Source organism: Aliiroseovarius salicola, from assembly GCF_027891095.1.
Taxonomy (GTDB): Bacteria; Pseudomonadota; Alphaproteobacteria; order Rhodobacterales; family Rhodobacteraceae; genus Aliiroseovarius; species Aliiroseovarius salicola.
Genome location: NZ_JAQIIO010000016.1, coordinates 26,268 through 39,624, shown reverse-complemented (window position 1 = coordinate 39,624; position 13,357 = coordinate 26,268). Strand labels below are relative to the sequence as shown.

Sequence of the window (13,357 nt, the reverse complement as noted above, 5' to 3'; positions counted from 1 at the left end):
AAGCTGGCGGCAATCACCAGAATGGACGTTTGCCACCCGAGCAATGCCAAGAGAAGTGAGGACAAGGGCGCTGCTACGAACATACCGGTCGATGCAGCAGCTGTCCCCAGGCCAAGAACGAAACTCCTTTGCCGTGCGCTTACGACTTTTCCCAGCGCCACGATAACAACGGGGAACGAGCAAGCGCCGGTGCCTACACCGACGATCACGCCCGATGCGATGAAAACAGCTGGGTCAATAAGTGCTCCTCGCAGAAAGAAGCCCAACGCCGAGACAATTGCACCAAAGGCAAGCACGCGCGCCGTTCCATATCGGTCTGCAACCATTCCGGCCAACGGCTGAGCTATCCCCCAGCAAAGCGCTTGAATGGCCAAGGAAAGCGAAAATACCTCTCGTCCCCATCCAAGGTCTTCGGACATTGGCCGCAGAAAGACACCGAATGTCGCGGCGAAGCCAAAGCCGACAAACGCAACTATGCACCCCGCGATTATCGCTGCGGTGACGTTTTGTTGCGGGTCTGTTTGCGCGTCCATCTTGCTCCCCGGACCTTTGCCGTCCGATCAAGTTATTGCGCGAAGGTATAAATTGGCAACGAAAATTCGAAACGACCGTTTCGGTCCGCGTTTGACAAGAGTGTGGGCAGAAAAACTAGGGCTATGCTCTGGTCCACATGTTTGTCGGCTCTGGGCTCCAAGCTGCCTTCCGCGCCGCAGCACGATCTTTATGTCTCGGACAATGTCGACCGACAGGGACGGCCCCAACCTGTCATTCACAACAATGTCGGGCGCTGCGGCGCAGCTTCCCCAGACCAGACATTCGTGCATCCTGCAGCATTTCAGCATGCCGAATGGCTCCAATGCGGGACGAAGCCGACATATCGGTTTGGATGACTCGGGTCGCGCCGCAGCTAGTTTTTCCAGACCCGGCGATCGGCCACAGTCTTCGCAGTTGCTCCAACGACGAGAACACAAAGCCCGAATTTCGAGATGATCTCCATCGTCCCTTCGATCAGCATGGCATGAAAGACGCTACTGGCCACGGCAACAGTAATGAGGGCGGTGTGGACGCGGCGCCAATTGCGCGGACTTAGCCCCAAGCTCTTGCGAAAGGCTGCCAGACCTGCGGCTCCGAATATCGCCCACATAGCAAGAACCCCCCAAACGGAAAACGGTGTGGGAGAACGAAAAAGCAGCGCGTCGATCACGTCTGGAGGACTGGTGATCCAAAGACCTGCGACGTGGACAATGATCGTCGCAACCAGAATGCCGCCGACCAAGCGGTGCACCCACCGCCCCCACCGGGGCGGCAGCCCGGGTAGATGGGCACCCGCCAACAAGGGCTGTAGGAGCATAAGTACCATAGCAGACACACCCGCGAACCCAGCCGCGATGTATATTGGTTGGCGCCACGCAAGTAGCGGGCTTAACGCCGACAGGGCTAGTGGAACGACAATTGCCGTGGCAAGAACGCCCCAAACCAAAATACGTTGAGTGGGGCTCACGTTTTTGGTGTCCATCAGATTACTTGGGTTGAAGCACGAAGTGGGCGCTGAGAGTGGTGTCTTTCGAATTGGGCATCACTGGACGCAGGTAGACGGTTTCAAACGCACCACTGTCATAGGCAAGGTGGCCGTGCGCCTGCCCAAACGCAGGCACGATTTGTGGCATTTCCAGGTGGAACTCACCGTTGGCATCGGTCAGCGTTGCGCCGTGGCTTCGCAAGTCTCGTTCGTGCCCTTCAGTTGTGTGTGCCCAGATCTGAATACGCTGTCCCTCAAGCGGCATGCCGTCACCTGCGCGCCGTACGGTCCCGTGCATCAGAAAACCGCCATTGCCGATCCGGTCCACAATCGGAGCGCCTGGGCGGTAGTTGTTTGCGCCTCCCCGCATTGAGGGAGTCGGAGCCAATCCTTTGGCTCTGGCCGGCGCAAGACTGCCCGAAAATCCCAACCCCGCAGCCATGCAACCAGCAGTAACGAAAGATCTACGGGTAAACAAAATGTTGGGCATAGCACCTGCTCCAATATCGTTTTCTCTCCTGTCGCGCTGTCCAACAAGACCAGACGCAGAACCATTATACTATAGCAGATCATACAAGTTGCCGAGAGCCGGTCGCTGGCCAATGCGCCGTTTCATGCTCAATGTTTCGTGATGCTGTTTTTGCCGAACACCCTCCATTTTGGCAACGGCAGGGCACCTAGAAAACTGGCGATGCTCTGCACAAATGACGGATATTGAAAAATTGATTAGGCCAGATCGCCTGATTCAGGCGACATTCAAAGGACGCTGACCGGGAGGAATATCATGAGCCGCATGACCGCAGACGACTTTGATCAAGAGCTATTGGATCTCTATGATTTCTACGCTCATGGGAAGATAACGAAACGCGAGTTCCTAGATCGCGCCGGCAAGTTCGCGGTTGGAAGTTTAACCGCTGCTGCGCTTTTGAACATGCTCAGCCCAAATTACGCCTTGGCTGAACAGGTGTCCTTCAACGACCCGAATATTCATGCCGATTATATCACGTATCCGTCGCCAAACGGGACCGGTGATGTTCGTGGATATCTGGTACGTCCGGCGAAAGCCGAAGGGCGTTTGCCCGCTGTCTTAGTGATCCACGAAAACCGGGGCCTTAACCCCTATATCGAAGATGTCGCAAGACGCTTGGCGAAGGCGGGCTTCATGGCGCTTGCTCCGGATGGTTTGACTTCGGTTGGCGGATATCCGGGCAACGACGCCGACGGTCGAGAGCTTCAGCGCACCGTTGATCGCGCAGAACTCATGAACGATTTCTTTGCTGGATTTGAACATCTCCTTTCACGTGATGACAGCACCGGAAAAGTTGGAGCCGTTGGTTTCTGTTATGGCGGCGGGGTCGTAAGCGCGATTGCAGTTGCATACCCGGAATTGTCCGCGGGCGTGCCGTTTTACGGACGCCAGCCTGCCGCAGAAGATGTATCAAAAATCGAGGCCCCCTTGTTGATCCAGATGGGCGAACTCGACGAACGAATTAATGCGGGCTGGCCGGATTTCGAAGCAGCGCTCAAAACGAACAATAAAGTGTACGAGGCCCATATTTACGAGGGCGCAAACCATGGTTTCCACAATGACAGCACTCCACGTTACGATGAAGCCAAAGCGACGCTCGCGTGGGAACGAACCATAGCTTGGTTCAACACATACCTGACATAATCTGCAGTTCGCGACGGCACTGCACGTCACTCCGTTGCCCCACGACTTTCGGGCAAGGCGGATGCCACGCTTATCATCAGTGTCCAGTCCACGTTGGGCTCATAGCCGACCTTGGAACAAGCGCAGCATGCGAAGTCTTCTGCCGCCGGGCGTTATTGGGAACGGCCCCATCCGGACCTTCGACCGACCTATATGATGCTGCGGCGCGGCCCGTCAGAGCCGACCTTCGCTGCTGGCGCGAAACGGGATGGTCATCCGATGTCCGGAGCGCGGGACAAAGCGGATTTGTAAGCAATTGCCAAATGCTCGGTCCGGCAGCCAGATCGTACATCCAGATATATTTACTGGAAAATGGCAATTTCGGACCGAGAGATGCGTCGGAGTATTTTAAAGATATCTTCCAGCGTCTCCGTCAATTCAATCTCGCGGGCGTAGGTGTGCAGCCGTTTTGGCTCATCAGCGCGGAGACGTTCAATCTCGTGTCCGGCAATCTCCTCGACCAGCGCGACGAATCTGGATTTCATCTCGCGCACCGTCACGGCTGCGCTGGCGTCCTGGTCTTCCAATGCGATTAGAACGCCATTGAGCGCCACCATGACCTCGGAATGCAATCCTTCGAGCACCGAAGCTGTTGCTGGGCTAATCACCACATTCTCATCGATCCGCTTTCGTGCAGAGGTGACCAGTCCCGTGGCGACATGATCACCGATATGTTCCAAATCATTTGCAATTCTTAACAACTCCATCAGCTGCCTGGCCTGATCAGTTGGCAAGCTTGCGAGACTGATCTGACGCATGTAGCCTACGATTTCGCGATGTAACAGGTCCACGGGCCGGTCCATCACCTTCAACCGGTCGATATCAAGAGGGCTCCCGGATGTTACGGTTGGGATCGCCGCGCCCAGCATGTCACGTACGAGCTGGCCGAGCTGCAGCACTTCCAGCCGAGCTGCGTCCAGCGCGATAGCTGGGACCTCCAGAAATTTAGGGTCAAGGTGCTTTGGCGCGAATTTCGGCTCTAGAGCCTCCGGCCGGTCAGGAATGAGCCATTCGACAAATTGAGCGATCTGTTTTGTGAAGCCTATGAAAAGAAGCGCATTAACAATGTTGAAAAAGGTATGCACATTCGCCAGTTGGCGAGGAACTGTACTGGCACCGTCTTCAATGAGAGGGGATGAGACAGCGCGAGCAAGGCTTGCCAAGTGATCGACAAATCCGATCCAGATCAGAACTCCGACAACATTGAACAGCGTGTGAACCATCGCGGTGCGCAAAGCTTCGTTCGGTCTTCCCACCGCCGCGAGGAGAGCCGTGACACAGGTACCGACATTCGCGCCCAATGCGATCGCTACCGCAGCTTCAAGACCGATAAGTCCCTGGCCAGCCAACACAATCAGAATTCCGGTGGTGGCTGACGACGATTGAACTAAAGCGGTGAAGCCGGCGCCAACCATCGCTGCCAAAAGGACATGATCGAGGTTCAGCATAAAATCGAGGAACGGCTGATAGCTGCGCAAGGGCCGCATTGCTTCTGACATGATCGCCATCCCGAAAAACACCATGCCGATACCAAGAAGGATGCGCCCGTATTCACGGGTCGCTTTCTGCTTTGCTAGTGCGGAAACAAAGAAACCCACGGCAAAAATTGGTAGCGCGAAAGCCGTGACTTTGAACGCGAGGATCTGTGCGGTTATTGTTGTGCCGATATTGGCACCCAAGATCATCGCAACAGACTGTGCTGTGGTCATCAGCCCGGCAGATACGAATCCCACCAGCAGCACACTCGTGATTGATGACGACTGGATAACGGCAGTAATAGACGCGCCGGCGAGCAGGCCACGAAAACGATTGCTCGTCACTTGTGTCAGTATCGCTTTCATTGACGCACCTGCGACCTGCTTCAAGGCACGGGTCATTATATCCATGCCGAAAAGAAACAAGGCCACGCCACCAATCAGATTAACGAATATATTCAACTGGTTTAGGTCTTCGGCCATCACGGAACTCCTTGGGGGTACTGTAATCCGCAATTTGCCGTCAGGCATACTTGTTTTGCCTAAATTCCTAGCTCGTCTTCTTCGGGCTCGGAACCGTCATCTGAGTCAAATTGTCGAGCTTCATGTGTCGGAATGGCTGCTTCCGAGGTTTTCGCGAGATCATTTTGCGCGTGCAGAGAATGTCTGGAATCCGCCCTCCCGGCAAGAAAAATCAGCTCAAAATAACCTCCGGCAACATTGAGATCGCGCTGGCAAGTGTCCTGATGAGTGCAGCTTTGCGGTACACTTTGTCATGGATGTCGATGCCTTCATGGCCGACGATGTCTCGGACAAACCTGTCGTCTACCCCTGCATGGTCCAGTTCATTTTGTACGTAATGGCGTAGGCTGTGGAATGACAGGTTTGATCCCTCGGCCCCCAGTTCCAGATCGATAACCTGGCGCATCCGACGGCCAACCTTGCGGCCGAAGGCGTTGTTTCCGGGCTCATAGAGTTCCGGAAAGAGGCCACGTTGTCCGGAGTCTTTTGCCTTCTGGACGTGGTCGAGGAAGCCGAGGTCGATGAGTTGCGGGTGGATCGGGACGCCCCGGTGTGAGGACAGGTTTTTGACGCGGCGCAGCTCGGAATCCTCGATGGAAAAGCACCAGATACCGTCCTTGTGGATGATGTCAGCGGGGGCTAGTCCGGCGATTTCCTCGCGTCGCGCACCGGTGAACGCGCCGATGAGGGGGCACCAAAAAATGCCGTTCTTGTAAATTGTGTGTCCGGGATTGGTTTGATGGTATTCGGATCGCGAGCCCGTCCACACGGGGTTCAGGAACACCCTGTGAAGCTGATCCAGCGTAAACGCATCCCGTTTGTCGCGCGCCCGTACAGTTTCGCGCTTCCTTAGCCGTGACGGTTTTAGGTTCGGATCGATGGCAAGTCCTTCGTCACGGGCCCATTCCGCGATCTGGTTCAGATGTTCAAGGTGGCGGTTCACGGTGCCGACGGACAGACCGACCTTGTCGGCGGGCAGGGTGGCTGATTTGGCCATGACGTCTTCGCGGGTTGCTGCCTGATCTTTCGGGCTTTTGCCCCAGCTCTTAGGCAACTTCGCGAGGTCCGCGCGGAACGCTTTGACGTCCGGTTGGCGAACGCGTGTGATGTCGTCGATCCCGGTCAGCATGGTGAAGAGTGCGGCGAAGCTTTGGTATTGGCGCAGGGTCTTTTCTTCGATGCCTTCGGTGCGTTTGATCGCGTTCATGCGGTCCACTACGTCAAGAAACTTGGGTGACGGAAGGGCTGGATCGGGAGAAAGTGCCACGGTTTCGACCTGCGCTGCCACGGGCAGCTCCTGTGCCACGACAGGTTCGGTCTGCACCGGTGCAGGTTCCATCTGCGTCGCGGCATCAGCCCCGTCCTCTTGGCCTGCCCAGGCTTTGGCTTTTCCGGACACGTAGAGGTCGAGAACCTGCGCGAATTCCATTGCGGACAAGCTCTCGTCTCCGGATAGCTGCCGATAAACGTTTGTGATGGCCTTGCGGCGCGGATGACTGACTAGGTCGCGCTGGATGAGGCTGATGTTGCCCTGCACGAGCGTATCCGCATCGGGGGCAGGGGGGTGGTTTACCCCATTCTGGGCGATCCGGTCCCAGGCTTCGGCCATGGCCGCATCGTGGCGGGCGTCGTCTTCCGGAGTGAGGCTGTCGACGCGGGCCAGCAGCTTGAGCTGATCGATCTTGGCGCGTTCATTTCGGATCACGGCGGCCAGAAAGGCCCGGCCGCGTTCGGGCGTGATGCGATTTTCGACGATATGTTCCATGATCTGATCACTCTCGGCACTGACCTTTCGGGCTAAGATAAGCGCCCGATTGCGATCCGTCGTCCCCAGCGAGAGCTTGATATCGATGGTTTCTGTGGAAAACCTTCGGGATTTGCGCCGCCATTGGTAGACGTCGCCGCGTTTGGACAGGTGGGGTTGGGTCTGCAAAATCTCTCTCCGTTCGTTGAAACGGATGGATCACTTTGCCTGCGGTGGTGGGACACTGCGGTGCCGCAGTGAAATCCAAACTCCCCATGAAGCCTTATATATCAAAGTCTTATGGGGAAGTTGGCTCCGGCGGTAGGGATCGAACCTACGACCAATTGATTAACAGGCGATTTTGAGTGGATTTGTAAGCCCATGAAATTGTAGGGGCGTGGCAGCGAGTATCATGATATTGTCAGCATTACAATGACATATGCTGTTTGCCGGTTGACACTTCGCGTCATCTGATGACACTGACAACTGTTTCAGTTGGTGACAAATCCGGTGACAAATCGAAATTAGACGTCATTGGTACGAGCAGGATAGTTCATGGCAAAATTGACAGACGGTCGAAGTGGATCGATTGCTAAGGCTCACATTCCAGAACGTGGGCAGCGTTTTATTTATGATGACCACAGGGACGCACCGCGTGGGTTTGGTCTTCGGATTACCTGTGCCGGGGGCAGGGCATTTATCCTGAGTTATACATTCGACGGGAGGAAGCGGCGCAAAACAATTGGTGACTGGCCAACCTGGTCCTTAGAAGCCGCCCGGCAGGAAGCACGAGATCTTGTCCAGCAGATCAGTTCTGGACTGGACCCTCTGGAAGCTGATCGACGCCGAAGATCTGAACCTCTGGTGTCCGATCTAGCAAGGGAATGGCTTGAGAAACACGCAACTGGTTTGAAAAGCGAGGCTGCAATTCGCGGATACATTCAGAACGATTTGTTGCCTATGATTGGTCGTTTGAAAGTGAGTGATGTGCGGCGAAGGGATGTGATTGAAGTTGTAGAGGAAAAAGCTGAGGGAACGCCTCGTGCGGCAGCGCAGGTGTTGCTCTACGCGCGACGCATGTTTGATTACGCAACAGACCGGGAGTATCTGCCTGCCAATCCCGTTGCGGGTCTCAAGCCGTCTTCAATCAAGGTCAAAGGTAAGCGTGATCCTCTTAAACCCGTCACGCGCACGCGCGTGCTGGATGGCGAAGAAATCAGAAAATTTTGGGAAAATGTAGAAACTTGTGGTCTCCACCGTTTGACGGCATTGGCGTTGAAGTTTGTTTTGGTGACCGGGCAGAGACCTGGAGAGGTGGCTGGCCTTCACAAATGTGAAATCAAAGATCGGATCTGGACCATCCCTGCTGAACGCCGAGGCAAAACACAAACGTTTCATACGGTTTATTTGACAGATTTGGCGTTGGAGATTCTGGAGAATTCGAAAGCAGAGCTGGAGCGGCTGCATCAACGAAGGAAGGCCGATTGGGGAGGCTATTTATTTGAAACACGTGTTGGATCTCCAATCTCCAATGCCGCCCTTTGCCGCGCAGTAGATCGTCACCATGAGGTTCTGGGTACAAAATACGTGAAACCGTGGGGCAGGTGGACGCCACATGATCTGCGGCGGACCATGAGGACAGGCTTGTCCGCCTGTCGTGTGCGGCCCGACGTGGCAGAATTGACGATCGGTCATACAAAGACAGGTATTGTGGCTGTCTATGATCAACACGGCTTCGATGCAGAGCGCCGAGAGGCTTTAATCACTTGGGCGGAGCAGTTGGAGCACATCATTACAGGGCAGGGGAGCGACCTGGCTGGACCCAATGTGGTCTCGGTGATGGGGACGCGTTCAAATGCCTAAGAATATCAAGGTCGGCGTAGGAATGATGGAGCGGACACGGCTTCAATATGACTTTGAACGCGAAGATGCCAAAAAGGAAGTGGAGGCCCTGATAGAGCACTGGGCAGCTAAATGGCGGACTTTTGATGAGCAGCGAGAGCTTGTCGCAGAATGTTTTCGAGCTTTGCTAAGTTCATCTGGAATAGGAGATCCGCTTGATCCAAAAGAGCTTTTAATCGCTTCTAATTCTCATGATGAGGACGCAATGGAGCATATCGCGGCCAAATGGTTGCTAGAGTACTTTCATGTGCAAAACCTTCGAGAAGATATATCCATCGAAGAGGGTTCGACCGATTTGGAGTATTTGATTGAGCGTGCTGTGATGCTCGGTCAATTGCAGGAACGCTTTTATTGGCGGCAGGGCGTTGAAGAAAAGACCGGAAAACGCCCGGAAATCATGGCGCTCGCCGGTCGAAAGCAGGTCATGGGTGGAAAACAGGGCAATGACATGCGCACCGACACCAGCTTTGAGAAAACACATGGAAAAGAAGCGCAACAGTATGTCGACGCGCTGCACAAGAAAAACCCCTCCCTCTCCTGGGCGGACATGCAAAGATTGACCAGCGAGAAATACGGGGTAAGTGCCATCACCATCAAGCGCGCGCTCACGAACCCGAAGAAAGTTGGATCATCCAGGAGCGAATGATCCTACGACAGTGAGCGACATAAACCTCATCAATTAACCAGATGAGGCTATTCATGACATTTCGAGACCTGATTTCTGAAACTGACTACGCGGAGCAGCGAGGGGTTTCCGTACGTTCCGTTCAACGAGAGCGAGCCCAACGCATTGGACCACCGTTCATCAAGGTAGGTCGCAAAGTGTACTACCGACCTGCCGCAATTGAGGCCTGGCTCCTCGCCAAAGAGCAAATCCAGCCAAGGGCTAAGGGGGCACGTTCATGAAAACGACTGTTGAATGTGTTGGTTTCTCTGAAACTTTTGGGCTTTTTCCCGAGTTCATGGGGTATGTTAATGACCAAGCGTAAGCCTTTGGACCTTCTTAATAAATGGCAAGTAGCCCAATATTGGGTTCGACAACAGCCTCAGTTAACTCGATCTGGGTTTTTGGTGTTGATGCGCCTGTTGGATCGCCAAAACCCAAAGACAGGCCGCTGTGATCCGTCTGCTATTGGTCTCTTGGAAGAGATCGGTCTGTCAGAGCGGGGTGTGCGAGGCGCGTTCAAAGAGTTGGAAAAACGGGGAGCGCTTAAACGCTACCGGTCATCCAGACGTGCGCGAAACCAGTTCCTGATATTTTCCCCGGAGGAGTTGGAGCAGATGAAGCAGTTGGCCAACAGGAGGAAGAAGGGCACAAACTTGAATAATGGGCTGCAAACCCCTGCCTTTAAACCTGCAACGCCTTGCCGCTCGAGCATGAAGCAGGCTGCACCCGAAACAATAAAAGAAACAATAAAGAAAAAGGAAAATGCCGAGAATTGGATTGGTTTGAATACTGGTTCTAACTTATCCGCGAGCAAGGCGACCGTATCCGACATGGGGTTGGGGGAATTTGAGCGAAGGGTGGTGAAAGTATTCGAGAAGGAAGGGTTTGGATACTCTGGACTGCTGATGCTTCCCAACGGCGCGTTGGAGCAGGTCCATGCGGATCTGGTTTCTGGTTGCAAGACCTTCAGTCAAGCGCTTGAGGAGTTGCTTACAACATACCGCGAAACCGCGTGTTAGAGCGAATAGGGTGAAATGCAGGAGATTGGGTCCTTCCTCGGGGCCTATCCCATGGGGGAAATTCGCACCCCATGCCTTCTTGGAGTTTTAAAATTTGACTGAGTTGAGATTAGCGTTGATGTTGTTGTTTATATTTGAATAAATTGATCTGCACTATAACGGGGAGCAAGTTTGATCGAGTGCCGCGCAATTGGTTTCACCAGTATGCTGACCTCTGAAGGCGGTGTGATGGTACAGTGCTATTCCTTTGCCGCACATAGGTATCGTTGATTTGTTACTCGATGATCAGTAAATTATTCGATCCAGGCGAATAGCTAAAGCTATCCAGCGAGGGATCAAGGCATTCTTCGATGAAAAGTAAACTATTCATAAAATTAAGACAGCGTTTCGGTTGCGAAGTAGCATATGTTGACAGGCTGTTTAATCCGATTGGCAAAAACCACTGACAGAATAAGTGATGACTATTTCAGGCCGACGAATTCAACAGTTCAATATGTCGTGGTGAAAAGCGCAGCAAACGGAAATTAGTGGTATTATATTTCCCTTAACCGGACTTTCTGATAATCAGGAAAGCTTTGTCGGGCTGATGGTATTTTAGGATAGGTTCCTTTTGTAATCGCGAGGCAGGAAAACGGTGCGGATCAGACAAGAAGGCCGGGCCGGAATTTGAGCGAGATCAACGCACAAAGCTTAGACTATGATGTATTTATGTTCTCAAAGGAGAAATCGGTGAGATTCAAGGTTTGGGCATATGCACTGATAAACGTTGCTCAAGTTGTTTGGCGGTCGCGTACTGTTTTTGTCGTTGCACTTGTAGCGTTGCTTACCGTGTCTTCGATCTCCGCGCATGCCGGTCACGGTCTCGGTTTTGCAAATGCCCAAATAGGGGCAACTCAAGAAGGGCCGGGGGATGCAGAACGTGTGGAAGCGGATATCATGTTTGACTGCACGATTCATCCGAGTTGCCACGCGTTGACTCTTTCTGGCCCCGCCGAGCAACTGGCAGTTTTGTCAGCGTCAGGTGTTTTGCCAGAAATCGCAACCTATCTTCCCGGTATTCTCGGACCGCCACTCCCATATCCACCCAACTGATCCTGATCTTCGCTGCCTTGGCCAGAACGCTAATTGTGGGCTGTGCCGGGGTGAAGTCGCTTCTTGCGGCCATGCCAGTTCAGGAGAAATCAAATGCTTGTCTTCCTCTATTTTGTTGTTGCTGCAGGCCTGCTGTTTGCAGTGTTGCGCCTGACCTGCGGTCCCTGCGTAATGGGATACGCAGAAGCGGGGGCTGAAACCCTGTTCCCGCGCTCCCGGCTCCCGGTGATTACACTTGGCTGGACACTCAGCCTGTTTCTAACGGTCACCTACGTTCTCTGCGTGGGCTTCGACCTGATTTTTCCGGGCTACGCCATGTATGAGGCTTGGATTGCTCTGTTGCCGGGCGTGACCTGGCTTAGCTGGTCGTCTTTCGTACTCGGGTTGGCTTGGGCATTTTTCTACGGCTGGTACATCGCGTTTCTCTTCGGTGGCCTCTTCAATGCCATAGCAGCCCAAAATTGAACCCTTCATGGGCCGGTGCTCTATGCGCTGACAGAAAGGAAATGGCCATGTTGGCCCTCACCATAACCCACATAATCCAAGTGCAGGTGCCGATTTTGATGTTCGTGTTCAATCCCTTAACTCAGGGTGCGTCCCTTATGATTCACATCCACAATACCGAAAGGAACCCAAAATGACCTTCCTCAAACTGGCGACAACCGTATCCATGCTTGCATTGGCAGCACCTTCGGTTGCTCTGGCCGGAACAGTGTTCATCCCGGAAGGGAGCGCCAATTCTGTCTTGATGGTTGAGTCCGAAACCGGGGAAATCCTCGACCGACTGTCCGGGCTCGAGGCCATCCACGGGCTGGCGGGCGCTCCGGGTGCAAAATATCTGGTCGCCGGCAGCTTTACCGAGATCGATCGCGAGGAAGGCGTCGCGACGCCAAAACCGTCAGGCATGTCCGAGGACGATCATGCTGCCCACCACGCCAAGCCCGACAAGGGGGCGCTGCCCGAAGATATGGGGTTGAGCATCGTCACGATCCTTGATGCCGGGACGCGCGAAATCGTGCAGCGGATCGAGGTGCCCGGAGCGGTGCATCACACGGCGGTTTCGCCCGACGGGCGATTTGCGGTGGCGACACATCCAGCCGGTGATGGCATTTCCGTCATCGACCTGGAAACATTGACCTACCGTGGGTTTGTGCAGACCGGACCGATGCCGAACTATGCCGAATTCGCACCCGAAAGTGATCGGGTCTTTGTGACCAATACCGGCAACGGCACTCTGAGCGAGGTGGATGTCGAAAACGGCTATCTCACTCGCAATATCCGCGTGGGCGAAGGACCTGAACACCTTGTTCTGAGTGCCAACGGCATGGCGGCCTTCATCGCCGGCAGCGATGAAGGCAAGGCCTATCGGGTGGATCTGAAAAGCGGCACGGTCACTGACACCTTTGACATTGGCGGTGAGTTGCACGGAATCGGCCTGTCCGATCGTGAGGGTGTTCTGTTCATTGCTGGCAAGAGCACAGACAGGTTGGTGTCGATCGACCTGGCCACCGGAAAGCAGCGTGAAGCCAACCTGTCACCCGCACCCTATCACCTGACCACCATCCCCAATTCTGGTAAATTGATGGTGTCGAGCCGGTCGGAGCCAAAGGTTTGGATTGTCGATCAGAATTCTATGACGGCTTCGGGCGAAATCGCGATCCTTGGGGAAGGACATCAGATGGTGGCTTTGCCCTGATCCTGCCTGC

At 54.2% G+C, this 13,357-nt stretch carries 13 protein-coding genes; 8 read left to right on the top strand and 5 right to left on the bottom strand.

Annotation, left to right across the window (positions count from 1 at the left end):
- The 3 genes from O2N63_RS17070 to O2N63_RS17060 form a co-directional block, all read right to left on the bottom strand.
- Positions 1-533, bottom strand: a 533-nt coding sequence (locus O2N63_RS17070; RefSeq protein ID WP_271055515.1) for an MFS transporter, incomplete at its 3' end; no start/stop codon positions are given.
- Between the two features lie 374 nt (positions 534-907).
- On the bottom strand, positions 908-1,285 hold the full coding sequence (locus O2N63_RS17535; protein WP_333780743.1) for a hypothetical protein: 378 nt from the start codon (positions 1,283-1,285) through the stop codon (positions 908-910).
- A gap of 235 nt (positions 1,286-1,520) precedes the next feature.
- On the bottom strand, positions 1,521-2,009 hold the full coding sequence (locus O2N63_RS17060) for a peptidase associated/transthyretin-like domain-containing protein (protein ID WP_408629826.1): 489 nt from the start codon (positions 2,007-2,009) through the stop codon (positions 1,521-1,523).
- 294 nt (positions 2,010-2,303) lie between these two features.
- Here O2N63_RS17060 and yghX point away from each other — a divergent pair, with 294 nt between their 5' ends.
- On the top strand, positions 2,304-3,191 hold the full coding sequence (gene yghX, locus O2N63_RS17055) for a YghX family hydrolase (protein ID WP_271055513.1): 888 nt from the start codon (positions 2,304-2,306) through the stop codon (positions 3,189-3,191).
- A 341-nt stretch (positions 3,192-3,532) separates the two neighbouring features.
- Here yghX and O2N63_RS17050 read toward each other — a convergent pair whose 3' ends face one another.
- Positions 3,533-5,188: a Na/Pi cotransporter family protein gene (locus O2N63_RS17050; protein WP_271055512.1), complete on the bottom strand. Its 1,656-nt coding sequence runs from the start codon at positions 5,186-5,188 to the stop codon at positions 3,533-3,535.
- Between the two features lie 211 nt (positions 5,189-5,399).
- Complete coding sequence (locus O2N63_RS17045; protein WP_271055511.1) at positions 5,400-7,160, bottom strand: site-specific integrase; 1,761 nt, start codon at positions 7,158-7,160, stop codon at positions 5,400-5,402.
- A gap of 366 nt (positions 7,161-7,526) precedes the next feature.
- On the opposite strand from O2N63_RS17045, the gene O2N63_RS17040 reads away from it, so the two are divergent.
- From O2N63_RS17040 to O2N63_RS17015, 7 genes are all read left to right on the top strand, one after another.
- Entirely contained in the window at positions 7,527-8,834 is a 1,308-nt protein-coding gene (locus O2N63_RS17040) for a tyrosine-type recombinase/integrase (RefSeq protein ID WP_271055510.1), read from the top strand.
- Positions 8,827-9,519, top strand: a complete 693-nt coding sequence (locus O2N63_RS17035) for a hypothetical protein (RefSeq protein ID WP_271055509.1) — start codon at positions 8,827-8,829, stop codon at positions 9,517-9,519. The genes O2N63_RS17040 and O2N63_RS17035 overlap by 8 nt, the downstream gene beginning before the upstream one ends.
- A 41-nt stretch (positions 9,520-9,560) precedes the next feature.
- Complete coding sequence (locus tag O2N63_RS17530; RefSeq protein WP_333780742.1) at positions 9,561-9,779, top strand: helix-turn-helix domain-containing protein; 219 nt, start codon at positions 9,561-9,563, stop codon at positions 9,777-9,779.
- A 69-nt stretch (positions 9,780-9,848) separates the two neighbouring features.
- Positions 9,849-10,559: a helix-turn-helix domain-containing protein gene (locus O2N63_RS17030; RefSeq protein ID WP_271055508.1), complete on the top strand. Its 711-nt coding sequence runs from the start codon at positions 9,849-9,851 to the stop codon at positions 10,557-10,559.
- A gap of 666 nt (positions 10,560-11,225) precedes the next feature.
- Positions 11,226-11,651 (top strand): hypothetical protein, encoded by a 426-nt coding sequence (locus O2N63_RS17025; protein ID WP_271055507.1) that lies wholly within the window; start codon positions 11,226-11,228, stop codon positions 11,649-11,651.
- A gap of 93 nt (positions 11,652-11,744) precedes the next feature.
- A complete protein-coding gene (locus O2N63_RS17020) occupies positions 11,745-12,116 on the top strand; it encodes a hypothetical protein (protein WP_271055506.1) in 372 nt (123 codons plus the stop codon).
- A 172-nt stretch (positions 12,117-12,288) separates the two neighbouring features.
- Complete coding sequence (locus O2N63_RS17015; protein ID WP_271055505.1) at positions 12,289-13,347, top strand: YncE family protein; 1,059 nt, start codon at positions 12,289-12,291, stop codon at positions 13,345-13,347.
- Positions 13,348-13,357 lie beyond the last annotated feature (10 nt).